At 68.9% G+C, this 16,744-nt stretch carries 15 protein-coding genes, 1 tRNA gene and 5 pseudogenes; 11 read left to right on the top strand and 10 right to left on the bottom strand.

The features are described 5' to 3' along the window. Positions 1-196: 196 nt before the first annotated feature. Positions 197-658 (top strand): pyridoxamine 5'-phosphate oxidase family protein, encoded by a 462-nt coding sequence (locus ACI2K4_RS31275; RefSeq protein WP_404516495.1) that lies wholly within the window; start codon positions 197-199, stop codon positions 656-658. A 13-nt stretch (positions 659-671) separates the two neighbouring features. Here the strand turns inward: ACI2K4_RS31275 and ACI2K4_RS31270 are convergent, their stop codons facing one another. Next, entirely contained in the window at positions 672-2,114 is a 1,443-nt protein-coding gene (locus ACI2K4_RS31270; protein WP_404516494.1) for an NF041680 family putative transposase, read from the bottom strand. A 1,139-nt stretch (positions 2,115-3,253) separates the two neighbouring features. Here ACI2K4_RS31270 and ACI2K4_RS31265 point away from each other — a divergent pair. The 3 genes from ACI2K4_RS31265 to ACI2K4_RS31255 all read left to right on the top strand — a co-directional run bounded on the left by ACI2K4_RS31265 (position 3,254) and on the right by ACI2K4_RS31255 (position 5,687). Then, positions 3,254-4,330, top strand: coding sequence for an ABC transporter permease (locus ACI2K4_RS31265; RefSeq protein WP_404516493.1), 1,077 nt, complete (start codon positions 3,254-3,256; stop codon positions 4,328-4,330). Continuing rightward, positions 4,327-5,043, top strand: a complete 717-nt coding sequence (locus tag ACI2K4_RS31260; RefSeq protein WP_404516492.1) for an ABC transporter ATP-binding protein — start codon at positions 4,327-4,329, stop codon at positions 5,041-5,043. The genes ACI2K4_RS31265 and ACI2K4_RS31260 overlap by 4 nt, the downstream gene beginning before the upstream one ends. A gap of 62 nt (positions 5,044-5,105) precedes the next feature. Further along, positions 5,106-5,687, top strand: coding sequence for a TetR/AcrR family transcriptional regulator (locus ACI2K4_RS31255; RefSeq protein ID WP_030584741.1), 582 nt, complete (start codon positions 5,106-5,108; stop codon positions 5,685-5,687). A 229-nt stretch (positions 5,688-5,916) separates the two neighbouring features. Here ACI2K4_RS31255 and ACI2K4_RS31250 read toward each other — a convergent pair. From ACI2K4_RS31250 to ACI2K4_RS31240, 3 genes and pseudogenes are all read right to left on the bottom strand, one after another. Next, a pseudogene (locus tag ACI2K4_RS31250) lies at positions 5,917-6,717 on the bottom strand (IS5 family transposase); the annotation flags it as partial. A gap of 59 nt (positions 6,718-6,776) precedes the next feature. Next, complete coding sequence (locus ACI2K4_RS31245; protein ID WP_404516491.1) at positions 6,777-7,205, bottom strand: hypothetical protein; 429 nt, start codon at positions 7,203-7,205, stop codon at positions 6,777-6,779. Positions 7,206-7,208: 3 nt separating this feature from the next. Then, a pseudogene (locus ACI2K4_RS31240) lies at positions 7,209-7,667 on the bottom strand (DUF6192 family protein); the annotation flags it as partial. 11 nt (positions 7,668-7,678) lie between these two features. Here ACI2K4_RS31240 and ACI2K4_RS31235 point away from each other — a divergent pair. Then, a pseudogene (locus tag ACI2K4_RS31235) lies at positions 7,679-8,104 on the top strand (transposase); the annotation flags it as partial. 11 nt (positions 8,105-8,115) lie between these two features. After that, a pseudogene (locus tag ACI2K4_RS31230) lies at positions 8,116-8,382 on the top strand (IS5/IS1182 family transposase); the annotation flags it as partial. A 14-nt stretch (positions 8,383-8,396) separates the two neighbouring features. Here the strand turns inward: ACI2K4_RS31230 and ACI2K4_RS31225 are convergent. The 3 genes from ACI2K4_RS31225 to ACI2K4_RS31215 all read right to left on the bottom strand — a co-directional run bounded on the left by ACI2K4_RS31225 (position 8,397) and on the right by ACI2K4_RS31215 (position 10,447). Beyond that, complete coding sequence (locus ACI2K4_RS31225) at positions 8,397-8,720, bottom strand: hypothetical protein (RefSeq protein WP_404516490.1); 324 nt, start codon at positions 8,718-8,720, stop codon at positions 8,397-8,399. A gap of 438 nt (positions 8,721-9,158) precedes the next feature. Then, positions 9,159-9,779 (bottom strand): phosphatase PAP2 family protein, encoded by a 621-nt coding sequence (locus ACI2K4_RS31220; RefSeq protein WP_404516489.1) that lies wholly within the window; start codon positions 9,777-9,779, stop codon positions 9,159-9,161. Beyond that, positions 9,779-10,447 carry a DedA family protein gene (locus ACI2K4_RS31215; RefSeq protein WP_363306471.1) on the bottom strand — a complete coding sequence of 223 codons (669 nt, stop codon included), beginning with the start codon at positions 10,445-10,447 and terminating at the stop codon, positions 9,779-9,781. Before ACI2K4_RS31215 ends, ACI2K4_RS31220 begins: the two co-directional genes overlap by 1 nt. Positions 10,448-10,562: 115 nt before the next feature. Between ACI2K4_RS31215 and ACI2K4_RS31210 the strand changes: the two genes are divergently transcribed. The 3 genes from ACI2K4_RS31210 to ACI2K4_RS31200 all read left to right on the top strand — a co-directional run bounded on the left by ACI2K4_RS31210 (position 10,563) and on the right by ACI2K4_RS31200 (position 12,548). Then, on the top strand, positions 10,563-10,937 hold the full coding sequence (locus ACI2K4_RS31210; protein WP_356537866.1) for a BlaI/MecI/CopY family transcriptional regulator: 375 nt from the start codon (positions 10,563-10,565) through the stop codon (positions 10,935-10,937). After that, positions 10,934-11,866, top strand: a complete 933-nt coding sequence (locus ACI2K4_RS31205) for a M56 family metallopeptidase (protein WP_404516488.1) — start codon at positions 10,934-10,936, stop codon at positions 11,864-11,866. The genes ACI2K4_RS31210 and ACI2K4_RS31205 overlap by 4 nt, the downstream gene beginning before the upstream one ends. A 610-nt stretch (positions 11,867-12,476) precedes the next feature. Then, a tRNA-Gln gene (locus tag ACI2K4_RS31200) sits at positions 12,477-12,548 on the top strand. 755 nt (positions 12,549-13,303) lie between these two features. Here the strand turns inward: ACI2K4_RS31200 and ACI2K4_RS31195 are convergent. Further along, a complete protein-coding gene (locus ACI2K4_RS31195; protein WP_404516487.1) occupies positions 13,304-13,903 on the bottom strand; it encodes an ALF repeat-containing protein in 600 nt (199 codons plus the stop codon). A 581-nt stretch (positions 13,904-14,484) separates the two neighbouring features. Between ACI2K4_RS31195 and ACI2K4_RS31190 the strand changes: the two genes are divergently transcribed. Beyond that, complete coding sequence (locus ACI2K4_RS31190) at positions 14,485-14,685, top strand: hypothetical protein (RefSeq protein WP_404516486.1); 201 nt, start codon at positions 14,485-14,487, stop codon at positions 14,683-14,685. A gap of 567 nt (positions 14,686-15,252) precedes the next feature. Here the strand turns inward: ACI2K4_RS31190 and ACI2K4_RS31185 are convergent. Together ACI2K4_RS31185 and ACI2K4_RS31180 are read right to left on the bottom strand one after the other, a co-directional pair. Beyond that, positions 15,253-15,555, bottom strand: coding sequence for a hypothetical protein (locus tag ACI2K4_RS31185; protein WP_363306468.1), 303 nt, complete (start codon positions 15,553-15,555; stop codon positions 15,253-15,255). A 164-nt stretch (positions 15,556-15,719) separates the two neighbouring features. After that, positions 15,720-16,259, bottom strand: coding sequence for an SMI1/KNR4 family protein (locus ACI2K4_RS31180; protein ID WP_404516483.1), 540 nt, complete (start codon positions 16,257-16,259; stop codon positions 15,720-15,722). 309 nt (positions 16,260-16,568) lie between these two features. Between ACI2K4_RS31180 and ACI2K4_RS31175 the strand changes: the two are divergent. Continuing rightward, positions 16,569-16,724, top strand: a pseudogene (locus ACI2K4_RS31175) (transposase); the annotation flags it as partial. Between the last annotated feature and the right edge of the window lie 20 nt (positions 16,725-16,744).

Below are 16,744 nucleotides of genomic sequence, written 5' to 3'. Positions count from 1 at the left end.
CGGCGCCAGGTCACCACCGAACGCGTACGAGGCCATATCTCCGGGCCCCTCAACTCTGACGTGGGCAGCGCCTGCGGCGTCTCTGTCAAGGTGGCGCGACTGGCCGACAATGAGGGCTTCTGGCTGAGCTTGTTCTTTATCTACCAGGATCTACCGATAGCTCGACCTAGGTCGAAGGTCGGGGTGTTCCGACGGCGTGTGGAAGATCGAGCATGGAGACATGGAACCTGCTCCCTTTGATATCGATGCCTTCCTCAGTCAGCCGCTCACCGCGCGCATCGCTACCGACGGGCCGAGCGTACGACCTGTGTGGTTTCTATGGGAGGAGGGTGCCTTCTGGGTTCTGACCGGCCCCTGGACCAAGCTGTTTCACCGGGTGAGTGCGGACCCGCAGATCGCTCTTGTGGTGGACGTATGTGACATCGCTACGGGGCTTGTTCGCCAGGTCATTGCCCGTGGCCGGGCCGAACTTGTTGGCTTCGACGTCCCACGTGGGCGCCGCAAGTTGATCCGCTACCTGGGCGCGGATGAATCATGCTGGGATTCGCGTTTTGTCCGCTACCTGCATGATGATCCTGATGAGCGCGGCACGGTATGGCTGCGGCTGTCCCCCTCTTCTGTGACAGCCCGCGATCTGAGCTATACGGTCGTTCACTGATCTTGTGCTCTGCCTACCAGGACCTGCCGGGTCTACCGATGGCCTTGAGGGCCTCGGGGCGTTTGACGGTCTCGCCGACGTCGTAGCGGGGTGCTCGGTGTTTGTTCTTGGCGCCGGGTGGCCGTCCGGGGCCGGCGCCTCGGGGTTTGGGAACACGGGCCGGGCAGGCGAGGTGAGCGCGGATGTTCCTGAACCCCCGGCGGACCCGGGCCGGAGTGAGCCGGTCGGAGCTCGTGGGTTTCTCCCAGGGCCGGCGGAGGTCTTCGGCGAGGGGACGTGCGAGCCGGAGCTGGGTGTGGGCGACGATCAGGATCCAGGTCCAGCGGTCCGCCGCTTCGGGAGTACGGAGTTTCGGGGTGGTCCAGCCGAGGGTCTGTTTCGCGAAGCGGAAGGTGTGTTCCAGATCGAAGCGGCGGAGAAATGCCTGCCAGAAGCGGTCCACATCGTTGGGGGTGGCGCCGGTCTTGGAAGACCACAACCATACCGGCGGTGCATCCCGTTCCTTCGATAGATGCTCGACCTTCAACCTCATCAACGTCCCCTCGACCAGCGGGAGTTCACCCTCGTGATCGAGCCAGGAGGAGCGGTGGGTGAGCCGGGGGTGGACCCGGTCCCACGCCTGGGTCTCGGCCTTGCCGTAGTTGGTGGTGTCGGTGACGGTGGTGATCGCGGGCTCGGGCCAGGTCTCCGGCTTCGTGAAGCGGAACTCCGGGCCGTGCTTGGGCGGCCGGCCGTTGACTCCGCGCGTCCGCGGCGGCTTCGGCAGACGCATCACACGGTCGGAGCGAACCCGGCCCACCAGCTCGACCGGCAGGTCGCGCAGGACCCAGGCCAGACGGGTGACGTCATAGCCTGCATCGCTCACGACCACGGTATGAGGATCTCCGTCCTGCCACTGACCAGCGGCGATGAGCCGCTCAACTACTCCTCGGAGCTGGGCGGCGGTGATCGCGGTCGCGTCGTCGGCCGGGCCGAGCCGGACCGCGTCCAGGATCGCGGTCCAGGACGTGGCACCCGGCTCCAGGACGGCGACGAAGGAGTAGGGCCAGCCCGGGATGAACTGCGAGGCGGTCTTCGCACGGCCGTAGACGTGGCAGAACAGCCGCTCGGCCGAGCACGGCGCGTCCGAGCGGAGCCACGGTGACACGTCGACCGCCAGGACCAGGCGCCCGCCGTCGAAACGCGGCAGCGACAGCCCGGCCAGCGCCGTCCGCAGCCGATCGGTGTCGATGCGGCCGTGGTTCAGGCCGCCGTACATTGCTCCGTGTCCACGACGATGTTCGGGCAACAGCGTCAGGTCCACCGGTGACTTCACCGCACCGTCGGCACACAGCACCGCGTCCGCCAGCTCGAACAACTCATCCCGCCGGGCGGTCAGACACTCGTAGAACTCTCCCCGGAAGCGTGACGCTTCCGCGAACGCTTCCCTCCGGACGGCATCAGGCAGCAGACTCACCCTCACGCCTTCGTCTTGGTCAGTGCACCTTGGTCGGAGCACATGATCAGACGAAGGCCGCCCCCGCGTCCGGCGAATCCCCAGGTGAGCGACTCAGTTCGAGACACCGTTCGAGGCCGGAAGAAAAAGAACAAGCTGAGTGCCTGTGTCTGAACCTCCAGCCGGATTCTTCGCAGGTCAGGATTCGAACAGGGGCGGCTGGGTCCGTTTCGCGGGCAGCGTGAGGTGACCGGATCTTCGGTGCGGAGCCTCGCGGACGTGGAAGAGTGAGCCGGGAGTCCTGTCGCAGGGGAACGTGGTCTGAGGAACATCGGCGTCAGATCGTGCACTGAGCCTCCGTCCGCCCTGGTGGGCGGCTGGGACCAGGCAAGGTTGCCAGCCCGCGCGATGCCCGACCCGGACACCGGGTTCGCCCGGCTGTCGTACGGGCAGGCCCGCGCCCTGCTGGACGAGCACACCGCCGTACGTGGACCTGGAACGCGCTGGGTTCTGCGCGAGTGCCGCCACTCCTCCCTGACCCACCTCGGCGAGCAGGGCGCGTCGTTACTGATGCTGATGGCGAACCGGAGAACGTCCGGCGCTATTCAAGCCGCCCCCAGAGGCAATCGCCGAGCTCACCAGTCTGCTCGCTCCCGCCGGCAGCCGTCGCTGACCGCTGAGCAGGACCTCACCCGCAGCATGCCCGCGGACTGGTCAGGCGCCGACTGCACGAGGCGGCGTCGGTGCTGTTCTCTTGACGCCGCGGTCCGGCGAGAAGGAACTCTCCGCGACGGCGATCCGCCGATTCCCGGGCCGTGACGGCGGCTTTCTCAGCCCGCTCCGACGTCATGATCAACAGCTCGGTGACCGGGCCTTGTGAGCGATCCGGCCGGTCGGCGGACCCGGTACAAACCCCAGGCGAAGTCAGGCCACACCCGCACAGGGGTGGTCGGGTGGGGAGGATCCGGCCGACGTACGCGACACAACATACCGACGGGCGCGTCGGCAACATCCGATAAGATGCCGACAGCTGTGTCGTCAAGTTTAGGTAAAGCGGCGACGTGGCCAGTCTGTCGTGTCCTCATTCCCTTCATCGCTCGGAGAGCTCCGTGTTCCTTGCCCTACGCGATCTGCGCTTCGCCCGCGGTCGCTTCGCCCTGATGGGCGCGGTGGTCGCGCTCATCGCCGTACTCGGTGTCCTCCTGTCCGGGCTTGCCTCCGGTCTGGCGGACGCCGGCATATCCGGCCTGCGCGCGCTGCCCGTAACCCACCTGGCCTTCGACGAGAAGGCGACCAGCGAGCAGTTCTCCCGCTCGACCGTGGAGCAGGAGGACTGGCAGACATGGTCCAGGGCTCCGGGCGTGGAGCGCGCGGAGCCGTTCGGGAACACCCTGGCCAATGCCCAGGTGACCCAGGGCGCCAAGAAGGGGGAGCAGGTCAATCTCGCCGTCTTCGGCATGACACCGGACTCCCCTCTGGCGCCCAGCCCCAGCATGGGTAAGGGCCTGAAGGAGGGCAGTGCAGGCATCGTGATCACCCAGGAGACCGCCGACCTGGGCGTGGAGATCGGCGACGTGCTGACCGCGGACAAGAGCGAGGTGCGGCTGAAGGTCGTGGGACTGGTCGACGAGACCGTCTCCTATGGCCACATCGGCGTCGTCTACACAGACCTCGACACGTGGCGGCATCTGCACTACGGCCTGCCCGGCGACCTGCCCGATGCCGCGAGCCGCCAGGCCACTGCCGTCGCCCTGACCCTGAAGCCGGGCGCCGACGTCGCCGTGGTCGAAAAGGCAACCGGAACCCTCGCCGAGACCAAGGAGGCCACGTTCAACGCGTCCCCCGGCTACGAGGCCGAGTCGAGCACCATGGCCCTGATCAAGGGGTTCCTGTACGTCATCTCCGCCCTGGTCGTCGGCGCGTTCTTCACCGTCTGGACCGTCCAGCGCAAGCCCGAGATTGCCCTGATGAAGGCACTGGGCGCCCCGACCGGGTACATCCTGCGCGACGCGCTCACCCAGGTCGTCGCCGTGCTCGTCGCAGCCACGGCCCTCGGCACCGCCGTCGGCCTGGCCCTGGGCAGCGCGATGATCGGCAAGGCCCCCTTCTCCCTCTCCGCACCGGCCATCGCCACCTCCTCCGGCCTCCTCATCGTCCTCGGGACCGTGGGCGCTGGCGTCGCTGTCCGCCGCATCACCGCCGTCGACCCCCTGATCGCTCTGGGAGCCACCCGATGACCACACCCGCCCCCGACCACCAGGCCGCCGCGGACACCGACCGCTCCGGCGGGCTGCGCCTGGACGACGTCACCCTCACCCTCGGCGACGGCGATACCGCCGTCACCGCCCTCGACCACGTCGGCCTGACCGTTGCCCCCGGCGAGTTCGTCGCTGTCGTCGGCCCCTCCGGATCCGGCAAGTCCAGCCTCCTCGCCGCCGCCGGCGGCCTCCAACGGCCCACCTCGGGCACCGTGCACATCGCCGGCACCGAGCTGACCGCCCTTTCGGACAAGGAACGCACCGCCGCCCGCCGCCGCCACATCGGCTTCGTCTTCCAGCAGTCGAACCTGCTGGCCTCCCTCACTGTGAGGGAACAGCTCCTGCTGCCCCTGCACATCGACGGACGCCTCGACACCACTGCCCGGGCCCGTGCAGACGAACTCATCGAAGCCGTCGGACTGACCCACCGCGCCGGCTCCCGTCCGCATCAGCTGTCGGGCGGCGAGCGCCAGCGCGCGGGCCTGGCCCGCGCCCTGATGACCTCCCCCGCCGTCCTGCTGGTGGACGAACCCACCTCGGCACTGGACCGGGTACGGTCCGCCGAGGCGGTGCGGCTGATCGCCGAGCAGACCCACGAGCGCGGCACGGCCACGGTCATGGTCACCCACGACACGGCGATAATGGACGCTGCCGACCGGGTGTACGAGATGGTCGACGGCCGCCTGTCCTGACAGGGGCCGCCAACCGGCGCCGCATTCCCGGCCCTGTCCACCCTTACAGGAGCCCGCCCCCCATGCCGAAGATCAACGCCTCCACCGTCGCCGAGCACCGCGCCCAGCAACGCGAGGCGCTGATCGGGGCGGCGATCGACATCCTGGTCAACGAGGGCGCCGCCGCCGTCACACCGGCGGCGGTCGGCGCCCGCGCGGGCCTGGCCCGCTCCAGCGTCTACCAGTACTTCGACTCCTCGCCAGCCCTCCTGGCCACCATCACGGAGGAAGCCTTCCGACGCTCCAACGAGGCACTCACCCGCGCCATGGCCACTGCGAAAGGCCCACTGGAACGCGTCGAGGCGTTCTTCGGGGAAAGCCTCCGCCTGGGCGCCGAAGGCGCACACCGGCCCGCCGTCGCCCTCATGAACGCCGGCCTTCCTCCCGCCTGCCAGCAGAGGCTGATGGAACTCCACCTGGACCAGGTCGAACCGTTCCGCGCCGCCGTCCGGGAGCTTGGCGCTCCTGAGCCCGCGCTCACGGCCGACCTCATCGCCGGAATGCTGCACACCGCCCTGGCCGCCGTCGAGAACGGCACCCCCCTCGATACGGTCACACAGCGCACCCTCACCCTCGTACGCCGCTGCCTCAGCGCCTGTGCTTAAAGGTCCGGCGTGTTCCTCGCAGGTTAGGATTCGAACAGGATCAGGTGAGGCCCGGGCGGCGGGCAACTGGATGTCCGGTTCGCCCGCGGTGAGCCGGGCCTGCGTGAGAATGTGGTCGAAGAGCCAGTCGTTGGACGAGTGAGGGTGGCGTTGCTGACCGGCAACGCCGTCTGGATCAGTCCCGGTGGGCTTCGCGGGAGTCGGGTTGGCCGCCGCGGCGGGATGACCGGCGGGTGATTCGCCTGGTCATAAGCGTGATTGCGGCCCAAGTGATCAGCGATTCCGAATGCTGAATCAACCGCTCGTAGTCTCTCGCGTGGCGGCGCGCGTGCATGATCCAGGCGAGGGACCGCTCGACGACCCAGCGGCGGGGCAGGATCACGAACCCAGGGGTGTTCTTCGGCCGGCTCACCGTTTTCAGCGTGAGTCCGAGATACTTCTTGGCCCAGGTCACGAGCTGTCCGGCATAGCCCGAGTCGGCCCAGGCGATCGTGATCTCAGGGTGCATCAGCCGCAGGCGGAAGAGGACTTCCTTCGCGGCGTCGCGGTCGGTCATGTCGGCCGGGGTGACCATGACGAACAGCGGCAGACCCTTGGTGTCGACCACGAGGTGGCGCTTGCGTCCGTTGATTTTCTTCGCGCCGTCATAGCCACGGGAGTCACGGCCGACGGTCTCGGCGGCCTTGACCGACTGGGAGTCGATCACGGTCGCGACCGCTCCGGGCGACCGGCCGAGGTCGCGGCGGATGCGCTTGCGGAGCTGGTCACGGATCTGTCCGACGACGCCAGCGGCCGCCCATCGGGCCATGAACCCGTAACACGTGCGCCAGGGTGGGAAGTCGCGCGGGAGGGCTCGCCATTTGCAGCCGGTGTCCACGACATAGCGGATCGCGTCGACGATCTCGCGCCGCGGGAGCTTCTCCGGCCGGCCGCCGGTGGGGGTGTCGCAGGCCGGGACAGGCAGCAGCGGTTCGATCAGCGCCCACTCGTCGTCGAAGGTGTCGGAGGGGTAGCACCGTCTGCGCGGCAACGTGGCCCCTCCAGTGGGCGATGGGGTGGTCCTGGCCGCTTCGCGGCCAGGACCACCGGTCAGGCGTCGATGTAGTCAGCGATGACGTCGAGCGTCGATTCGACGCTGCTGAGCTGGGTGTTGACGTGTTTGATCCACCGTCCTTTCGGCTGGAGGGTTGCGTGGGGGATGACGACGCCGGTGATGAACCGGCGGATCTCGGTGAGCTTGGCGCGGATGACCGCGACCTCGTATGCCTGGAGCTCGGTGGTGTCGGAGCAGAACTGGTAACCGTCGGCGCGGGTCCAGATCAGGGGCGGCCAGCCCTGCTCGGCGATGATGTCGCGCAGGCAGGCCAGCCCGGACCGGGCCTGGTGGGGGGAGAGTTCGCTGGATCTGACCAGCTGGGCGAAGGTCAGTCCGGCGGGGCGAGCCTCGAAGAGGACGAAGCGGATGCTGTCAGCATGGCGCTGGGCGGCCGGTGGTCTGCGCGCGGAAGCACGGGGCATTGGCTATTCACCTTGCAGCAGGCGGGCCAGCTCGCCGTCGACGTCGACCTTGCCGGTGTCGACCGCGATCTCGATCCAGTCGAGCGTGGCCCGGACGCGGGCGACGTTCTCGTGGACCAGGACCTTCTCGTCGTTGCTGAGCTGGCGGTCTCGCAGGCCGGGGACAACCCGTCCCGAGGCGGCGACGAACGCGTGGCAGGCGGTGACCAGGTCGAGGAACTCGACCGACCGGTCGATGTTGCGGACCGTCTCGGCGGCGGGGCTGGTGTCCTCGAAGTGCTCGCGGGCCTGTCGGCCGCGCTCGACCTGGGCGTGGTTGACCTGGTGGCGGGCGGTGTCGTCCGACATCGCCTTGAACGCGACGTCGGGCCTGCGGAGCAGGCCGGTGGTGACCTCGGCCGCGACCTGTTCGTCCCGGGTGAGTTCCTCGACCACCCGGACGCGGTCGGCCTGCTTGACCTGGGCGACGCGGGGTACGGCACCTGTTCGCCGCTCTGGATCTGTCCAAGGACAAGCTCTACGGCCACATCAAACCGGTCAAGCGGCGCACCCAGTTCCTGGAGTTCTGCCGCTACCTGCGCAGCCTCTACCCGGCCGACGTCAGGATCGCGATCGTGGCCGACAACTTCTCCCCGCACCTGACCACGAAGAGGTGTCAACGGGTCGGCATCTGGGCTGCCGCGAACAACGTCGAGATCGCCTACACACCGACCAACAGCTCCTGGCTCAACCGCATCGAGGCCCAGTTCACGGCCCTGCGCTACTTCACCCTGGACGGCACGGACCACGCCGGCCACAAGGAACAGGGCAGCATGATCCGCCGCTACATCATCTGGCGAAACCGCCATGCCGACGACCAGCACCTACAAGCCGTCGTCGACAGGGCAAACGTTGCCTGACGCGGCACTAGCGTCGGAATCGGCGGCACGTTCGAAGACGCCGGATCGAACACCATCCCCGAGCCGAAGGACCAGCGGGCCAAACGACAACGCCGCGGCAGCGAGGGCGCCGACCCACCGGCTTCGACAACGAGATCTACAGACGCCGCAATGAAGCCGAGCGGACGATCAACAGGCTCAAGAACTCCCGGGTCGCCACCATCCGCTACGACAAGCGGGCCTACGTCTTCCACGGCACCGTCGCCACCGCCGCGATCCGCTTGTGGCTTCAGCCGTGATCCGTCGACATCCTTCAGGCGCCTGAGGGGTCGGCGTAGTCCCGGCTTCGGCGGAGCGGCAGCAGTTGGCTGAGAGCGATGAGGAGGAGCCCCGCGAACAGGAAGGCGTTTCCGCCGAAGAAACGGACATCCCAGGAAACGCTCGGCAAGATTCCAAAGTAGAGGAGGCTCTGCAGAAGCGCGGACGCGCCCGTGAGCAGGGCACCGAGGCCGTGGAGCCTCGGCCTGGTGACGTGGCGACGCGCCGTGGGCAGGATCCACCCCGTCCGCAGTGTCACGATTCCCAAGGCGATCGCCAGCAGCCCCAAGAACCCGCCTGCCCCTACTACCCATGCCATGGTGTCGCTCCGCTCCGACCGCTAACAGGCCAGAAACGCGAGTTACAGCCCGGCCCGAAGATGCCCACATGGTTGCAGCACCTGGTGGTGCCGGACCATGCCGGTACCAGGCAGTCTCCGCGCTTCAGCACTGCCGTATACGCGCCGACCCGTCAAGATCCGCCGGACAGTGCCTGGTCGAGGTCGAGGAAGCGAGCAAGGCCGCCGACGCGTCCGGCTAGCGCTGACGACCCCACTTCCCCAGCCGGCACGGCGCTGACGGCGGTCGGTGGTTCGCCACGCCCAGCCGAGACATCCGACCGCGCTGCGGAGCGGACGATGTCACCCAGTCGGCGATCGGTGGCCGAGGTCGGACGATCAGCGATGCTGATCGCGGACCGGACCGGACCGGGAGCGCCCGGCCGATGCCGGGACAGGGCGCGAGTGCGGCGGCAGTGCTCAGACGCTGTCCGGCGGTGCCGCGGTCAGCAGTGGGCGCAGCGGGCCTTCCTTCAGCCGGGTGGCGAGCGAGCTCTCCTTGCGCCGCACGGTCCGGGTGGCAAGGAGCGCGACGAGGGCACCGACGACGAATCCGATCACCACGTCGTGCGGGTAATGCACGCCCACCCACACCCTGGATGCTCCCATCAGGACCGCCGCGGTCAGGGCGATGAGGCCCAGCCGACGCGATACGAGAAGCAGCGCGACGGCTGCTGCGGCGGCGAGGGCGGCGTGGTTGCTGGGGAAGGACCAGTCGCCGGGCGCTGGACACGCCTCGAGGGTGACCGCGTGGAACTGCCGGCAGGGCCGGTCCTCGTGGACGGTCAGTTTCAGAAGGGAGTCGACGCCGAAGGCGAGAAGGGTGACCAGTGGGACGGCCAGTGCGGTGACCGCTCCCGGGGCCTCCGCGCGGCGGGTCTGCCACCAGGCGAGGAACATCAGCACTGCGAACACCGCCAGTCCGTAGGACGACCAGTCGGTGATCAGACTGTCGAGCCAGCCGGGCGCCCGCTGGGCGAGGCTGACGATGTCGAGGTAGGCGGGGCCGTCGATGGCCGGGCCGTCGTACGCGAGATTCATCAGTGGGCCTCGGTCCTGTGCTTGGTGGCCCGACGGGAGCGGAGCAGTTCGACTGCCAGTGGCAGCAGGGACACGACCACGATCAGGGCGATGATCGGCAGCAGGTAGTGGTCGACGTCGGGGATGGAGGAGCCGAGGGCGTATCCGCCGAGCACCAGGCCCGCCGTCCAGAACAGGCCGCCGACGGCCTGCCAGAGGGTGAAGGTCCGGGCGGGGATGTTCAGGGCTCCGGCGAGCGGGTTCAGGACCGTGCGCACCACCGGGACGAAGCGCGCCAGCACGATCGCCTTGGCGTGGCCGTAGCGCTTCAGGAGTTCCTCGGCGCGTTCGGCACCCTGGTGCAGGCGCTTGTTCCTGCTCCGGGAGAGGACCGCTCCACCCGCCCGGCGCCCGATGAGGTATCCCACGTGCGCGCCGGCCAGTGCTCCGGCAACCGAGGCGGCCAGGACCCAGGGCAGCGACAGCGTCGCAGCCTTGTCCGCACTGCCCGCGCACAGCAGGCCCGCGCTGAACAGCAGGGAGTCGCCGGGCAGGAAGAAGCCGACCAGCAGCCCGGTCTCGGCGAACATCACGACCGCGATGCCCAGGACACCGAAGGTCGCCAGCAACGACTGGGCGTCGAGGAGGTTCACCGCGAGTGGAGTTGCGGCAAGGTCGGATACGGCCATGGGTGGGTGGCCTTTCACTGAATGCGGGCAGGGGCAGCCGGAGGGAACGACCGGTCGACTACAATCACGTAGACGGTCTACTGCACTGTAGACGATTGCCGAGTGGAGGAACGCGATGACGTCAGGCGCTGTCGAGCGCAGAGCGGCAGGGGAGCTGGAGGCGAGCGTGCTCGCCGTGCTGTGGGCTGCGGACGGCCCCCGCACCGCCGCGCAGGTACAGCGCAGCCTGACGGTGGAGCTGGCCCGCACGACCGTGACGACGATCCTGTCCCGCCTCTTCGAGAAAAGGGCGGTCGGCCGAGAACGCTCCGGACGCGGATTCGCCTACTTCCCCGTCCAGGACGCCCACGGCCTGACCGCCCGGCGTATGCACCACGAGCTCGACAAGGACGACGACCGGCAGACCGTGCTGGCCCGGTTCGTCTCCGACCTGGACCCCGAGGACGAACGCATACTGCGCGACCTACTGGACGGCGGTGGCGGTCGGTGATCAGCGTCCTGGTCGTGCCGCTGTTGACGCCGTTCGCGGCGCCGGGGCTCGTGCGATGGGCTGCTCCCCACCTGCGGCCTGCGCTCTCGATGTGGGTGCTGACCGCGACAGCATGTGTGCTGGCGGGCGGCTGGCTGGCGGCGCTGGGCGGTCTGCTCCTCGCCGGCGTACTCACCGTGAGTGCCCTGGCCCGCCTCGGGCACCTGGTCCACCCCCTGCACGTCGCGCCCGCCGTCGTCGCCTACCCGGTCACTGCCCTCGCCCTCGGCGCACTGTCCGTCTGTGCCTTCGCCGTGACCCGGTCGACGCTGCGTCAGCTCGGTCAATACCGCAACGCACACGCGCAGTTGCGATACGCACCCTCCGCGGGAGACCTCAGCATCCTGGATCACCCCGAAGCCGACGCCTACGCCCTTCCCGGGAACCCGGGACGCATCGTGGTGACCTCCGGCATGCTGCGCACCCTCGACGGATCCGAGCGAGAGGCCCTGTTCGCCCACGAACGGGCCCACCTGGCGGGCCGCCACCACTACTTCCTCACCGCCGCAGACCTCGCTGCCCGCTGCCATCCCGCCTTGAACGGGCTGCGCGACGCCATCGGCCTGGCCGTGGAACGCGTCGCCGACGAGGCCGCCGCGCGTGTGGTCGGCGACCGCAACCTGACGGCCCGCGCCATCGGCCGCGCAGCCCTCGCCCGGAACACCGCTGCGACCGGCCGCCCTCCCTTCGCCGCAGGAGCCTCCGGCGGCCCCGTACCTCAGCGCGTCAAAGCCCTCCTCAAGCCACCGACCACCCCTCAACGACTTGCGGTCGCCGCGGTGACCTTGCTGCTCGCATACGCGGCCGCGACGACCGCGGGGGCCGCAGCCGGGCTCGTGGACCTGCATCACAACGTGGAGATCGCCCAGGGCGAAGTGCGGGACCACTGACCGGGCAGGGGCCTCCGAACCGGCCTGGGCGCCGCGGGAGCTGGTCGAGGCTCATTCGACGGCTCAACTGCGTCGTGCCCTGTGTCCGGCCGTGCGCCGCCCGTGGTGTTCTTCCCTCCAATCTGGCCCACCTCTCGACCGCGCTTCCCCGTGTCCGCGGCGGGGCTCCTCCTCCACCTGGCCGCCCGAGGCGGGCTCCACGATCCCGATGTGCGGGGTTGCCGATGCCGTTACGGCGTACGGGCGGCTCCAGTAGCCGCAGCAGGTGATCGGCGGGTGCCTGTGCCATGGGCGTACGGCACCGGGAGTGGACCAAGTCGGGCCGCCGGGCCAGAGTTGTCGCGACCGCCGCGCGTCACGCGGCTCTCCAGCTGCAGAGAGCCGGTGACGGCCGGCTTGTCGTATCGCGTGCCCCGGAGACGGCATCGGCCATCGTCTCCGGCAGGTCGGCCGAGCAGGTCTGAATCCTGGCCGCCGCCGGCATCGACGCGTGGGGCGGCAGGACCCTTATGCGCAGCTCCAACTCCTTCCCGCGATGTGCTCATGACTCGCTCGCCCGAGAAAAGCCGGTTGTGGGGTGATCACGCCGACGTCTGACGTTCACCGTTATCGGCGTGTAGCTCAGCAGTAGAGCACCGGGCTCTGGACCCGGAGGGCGCAGGGGCGGAACCTGCCACGTCGGCTAATGAACGACAACGCTGAGCAGCAGCCTCTCGCGGCCCTGTCCTATCCGGAGGGCCAACTGGCCAAGGCCTTCGTGACCGCGTTGACCCATGAAGATGCCGGTACCCGGGGTCGCGCCGAGGTGCGTGGACAGCGGTGGCGGGAGGTTCTGGCAGCCATGGCCGCAGGCCGGCTCTCGGTCGGCTCGCGCACGCCCGTGGCCGGACTCCCGTCGTGGGTCACTCCTGAGGTGATGCGGGGCGGCTTCGCCACCGGGACCGCGAGCGCGGGCGGCCCGCTCCGGCCTCACGAGACCCAAGCCGCGCGGAGTTTCGGGGTGCCCGCCGAGCGGCGTGCGCTCTTCGCCCACTGCCTCACCGAGCCCGGACTCGCCTGGTTGTGGGCCCGGTTGGACAACGGCCGCTACGAGATCGGCGTGCCCGAGGAGGCCGCGCTACTCACCATGGCCTGGCTGGTGCGCCATGGCCAGAACAGAGCAGCGCTCGACCTCGTGGCGGAGCTGGAACCCCTCGCCGACCAGCTGCGATTCCTGCCCCGCCCCGCCGACGGGTTCACACCGGACGCCGACGCGACCATCCATCGGCACACCGCCTCCCACGCTGTCGACACCTTGGAACGACGACGCCCCAACCCGGCCGTCGAGACCCAGCGCGAGGCGCAGCGCCTGCGGTCATGTCCCGTGAACCAATCCCACTCAGCGGCGTCCTGGTATCCAGCGCCGGCAGCGAGCAGAAAGCGGTACGTTTTTCGGAGTCACACCTCGTACTGTCCGATTTCGACGAAGTGGCGCAGCGCCTCCCGGGAACCGTCCTCCAGCACGGCGATCGCCGCCGCACGCAGGGCTTCGCCGGTCCCAGGGGCGCTCAGGATCGTGAACACCGTTACGCGGTCGTCCACCTCCTGCGCGTCCCAGCGCCCGGACTCCAGGAAGTGCCTCAGCGCCTCGGGTGTATCGGCTTCGAGTGCCTTCACGGCCGCGTCGTGAACCGTCCGGCCCGTGTTTGGGTCACCCAGGACCGTGAACACCGCCACGCGGTCGTCCGTCACCTGAGCGATCCCGCGTCCGGTCTTCAGGAAGTACCGCAGCGCCTCGGCCGTATCGGTCTCCAGCGCCTTCACGGCCTCCTCGCGCACGGTGGGTCCCGTGTCAGGGTCACCCAGGACCGTGAACACCTCGACACGGAGCTCGGTCAGCGGCATGGAGTCGTACGGAGAGCCCGTGCCGGTGGCCTTCGCCACCGATTCGGTGACAGGCGGGGAGACCGGACCTGCGGCGAACGCGGGAGTGCCGAGCAGAAGGGCTGGAGCAAGGGCTCCTGCGGTTACGGCCAACGCCGCGCGGGTCAGTCTCATGGGAATCACGCCTCGGGTCCAGGAGCGGTCGAAGAATCCTGAGGCCGGGGCGGCGCCGCAGGCATCCTGAATGAGCAGCAGGTCCTGGGCGGGGCCACGGCCCTGGGTGGCCGTAGCGTCCCACCTACGGGGCCCCGGACGCTTTGCCCGCTCTGAGCAGTCTTCACCGTGCCCACGTTGCCGACATGGCACACCTACCGAGAGACGGCACCGGGGCAGGACCGCTGCGGCCTTCAGGAGCACCTCCATCCGTTTCAGGACGCAGCAGGGCCACCGGCGTCGTGCACCGTACTGATGGCCACGGACCACGAGGTCGACAAGCGCTACGGCCACCGGGTCAACAGGACGCGCCGTCTACGCGGCCCAGAAGCACCAGCAACACGCCAGGACCGTGCTTGACATGATCAGCAGACCGGACCGGCGAACACTCAGGCTTGGTTCGCCTTCCGGAGCGCGGGCGGTGCGGGCCATGCGGCGGGCGAGCAGGGGGCCAGGCCCGGGCGCCGACGAGGAGGCCGCTCTCCCGGTCGTCGATGTGCAGGACCTCCGGGAGTGGCAGGGCCTCGGTCAGCGGACCCCACATGGCCTTGATATCCGCGCTGGCCGGGGTCCACGAACCAGCCCGCTCCCCCGCCCTCGGCGCCGAGACAGGCGCCGAGGCAGGCGCGGATGCGGGTGCGGGTGCGGGTGCGGGTGCGGGTGCGGTGGTGCTGGTGACCGAACGGGGCGGGGAACACGGGGCGCTGCGGAAGCTGGTGCGGCCCTTGGGGACGGTGGCGTAGCGCCGGCTGCTGGGACGGAGGCCGGAGCCGACGGCGCGGCGGCGGCGATGGCGATGGTGACGGCGACGGCGGCTTCGCGCAGGAGCACCGCGGAGTCGGCGACGGCGCGTGTCTGCGCGCGGTGCTCGGCCGCCTCGTGCCAGCGGCGGGACACCTCGACCGCCTCGACGAGCGCGAGCAGCAGCTGCAGGACGACGGGCGCGCCTCCGCCTGCGCCTCCGCCTGCGCATGCGCATGCGGTGCGGGGGGCTGCAGGGCGCGGGCGGAGGCCCGCTAGGCCGTGTCTTGGAAGTAGTGCACGATGGAGTCGACTGCGTACCCGTTGAAGGAAGCCTGGTGGTTGGCCCCGCGCTCAAGGACGCCCTGTGCCTTCTCCGCTCAGTGAAGTCGCAGAAGCCGTCCGATGGAGATTTCGTCGAGTTCGCTGACTGGAGAGAGAGGATCGCTGGGGCCTTGGACGCGTTGGCCTGTGTGCTGAACTTCGAGGAGGACCGGGATAGAGCCAGGGCGGAGGCTGCGGCGGCACGGGAACAGGCCACAGATGTTCGACGCGCGGTGCGATCGGGGTCAGTTAGCGCTGATGCGGGCGGCCAACCAGATCGTGAGGTCGCGGGCGATCTGATCGATGCTCGTCTCGGTGACGACATCGTGTTCGCGGCGGGTGGTGTCGCGGCGGACGACCTCGTAGCCGCCTTCGTCCAGGACGGTGACCGAGGTGAACCAGGCCGGATCGTCTTCGTCGGGCTGGATGACAACGAAGGTGTTGTCCGAGCTGTTGAGGTCGTCGATCAGCATGAACAGTGCGTCTTCGGACGGGTCCTCGATGTGGTCGCCGCTCTCGCTCTCGGCCCGGTAGTACGCAGATCCCATCAGCTCCGTCTCCTCACAGCCTGCTGACCTGATCCCGGCCAGGATGACTCGCGGGGCTGACACTTCAGGCAGGTCACAGCCATTCGTTGATCGCGGCGATGGCGAATCCCCATGTGAGCGACCCAGTTCGAGACGTCGTTCGAGTCCGGAAGAAAAAGAACAAGCTAGGGGCGCGCTGCTTCCCGCACCATGGCGGCGAAGTCGTGGTGCGGCTCGAGGTCGTCACCGTCGCCGGGCCACCACACATACGCGGTCCACTCGCCGTTATCCCCGATGCTGTCGGCGTGCAGCAGCCAGTAGCAGCCGCTACCGCCGTCGTCGTCGCCGACCAGCAGGCATCGCCTGAGTACGGTGAGCTGCTCCTCGAAGCTGTCGAGGTCCGACCACGCTTCGAACAGGTCGGCGTCAAGGTCGGCAAACCAGCCGATTGCGCCGACCTGGAACAGGTTGACAAACCCGATGTCTTCCCAGCCGTCGCTGACCTGGAGGAAGTTTCGGTACGAGGGAGGAAACCTCACCCCGAGCCGCTCCTCGGCGGCCACGATCGCTTGCTCGCCCGCCGGTTCGGCACCGGCCCACCCGGCCTCCAGCCGCTCCTTACTGATGACCTGCCGATGCTCCTCGATGGCCTCACGGACCTCGTCCGAGTTGATGTGCCTGGCGTTGTAGTCGCTGAGGAACGCGCGCCATTCCGCGACCGTCATGAGTGAAAGGGTCGTCATACCTGAACTCCGGTGATTCGTACGGTGGGTCTCGGACAGCCTCACACGACCCACTGACAATCGAAGCGTGTGCTGGCCCGGCAGCGACCTGGCCCTTGAAGCCGCGGCTCGGGACGCGGCGCGGCCTCGGCGGATCCTGCGGCGGGTACGTCTTGGCTTGCAGCGATCGCCCCGCACGGCGCGGCCTGTTGGCAGACGCTTCACGGGTCAGCCGGGAAGTCGCGAGGAGCTGGCTCTACTGCTCGACACAGCTCCGACCACGATCCGCCGGACAGAATCTAGCCCTCGGACATGACCGACCACGAGTGGGCGCCGATCGAACCTCTGCTCCCGCTGCCCGCGAGTGAGACCGTCCGGGGAGGCCGGCCGGAGGAACATCCCTGCCGCGAGGTCGTCGACGCGATCCGCTACGTCGTGGACACCGGCTGCAAATGGAGAGCCCTACCAGGAGGGTCCTGGATTGCTTC

Origin of the sequence: Micromonospora sp. NPDC050397, assembly GCF_044901685.1 — a bacterium.
Lineage (GTDB): Bacteria > Actinomycetota > Actinomycetes > Mycobacteriales > Micromonosporaceae > Micromonospora_G.
The sequence above is the reverse complement of the archived record's forward strand: the minus strand, read 5'-3'. Positions and strand labels throughout refer to the sequence as shown.

Coding starts and splice junctions, on each gene's coding strand:
- ACI2K4_RS31260 (WP_404516492.1), top strand. CDS start 4,327: ATGACCACACCCGCCCCCGACCACCAGGCCGCCGCGGACACCGACCGC.
- ACI2K4_RS31245 (WP_404516491.1), bottom strand. CDS start 7,205: ATGCCCCGTGCTTCCGCGCGCAGACCACCGGCCGCCCAGCGCCATGCT.
- ACI2K4_RS31195 (WP_404516487.1), bottom strand. CDS start 13,903: ATGAGACTGACCCGCGCGGCGTTGGCCGTAACCGCAGGAGCCCTTGCT.
- ACI2K4_RS31190 (WP_404516486.1), top strand. CDS start 14,485: ATGGCCTTGATATCCGCGCTGGCCGGGGTCCACGAACCAGCCCGCTCC.
- ACI2K4_RS31255 (WP_030584741.1), top strand. CDS start 5,106: ATGCCGAAGATCAACGCCTCCACCGTCGCCGAGCACCGCGCCCAGCAA.
- ACI2K4_RS31265 (WP_404516493.1), top strand. CDS start 3,254: ATGGGCGCGGTGGTCGCGCTCATCGCCGTACTCGGTGTCCTCCTGTCC.
- ACI2K4_RS31225 (WP_404516490.1), bottom strand. CDS start 8,720: ATGGCATGGGTAGTAGGGGCAGGCGGGTTCTTGGGGCTGCTGGCGATC.
- ACI2K4_RS31215 (WP_363306471.1), bottom strand. CDS start 10,447: ATGGCCGTATCCGACCTTGCCGCAACTCCACTCGCGGTGAACCTCCTC.
- ACI2K4_RS31185 (WP_363306468.1), bottom strand. CDS start 15,555: ATGGGATCTGCGTACTACCGGGCCGAGAGCGAGAGCGGCGACCACATC.
- ACI2K4_RS31210 (WP_356537866.1), top strand. CDS start 10,563: ATGACGTCAGGCGCTGTCGAGCGCAGAGCGGCAGGGGAGCTGGAGGCG.
- ACI2K4_RS31180 (WP_404516483.1), bottom strand. CDS start 16,259: ATGACGGTCGCGGAATGGCGCGCGTTCCTCAGCGACTACAACGCCAGG.
- ACI2K4_RS31220 (WP_404516489.1), bottom strand. CDS start 9,779: ATGAATCTCGCGTACGACGGCCCGGCCATCGACGGCCCCGCCTACCTC.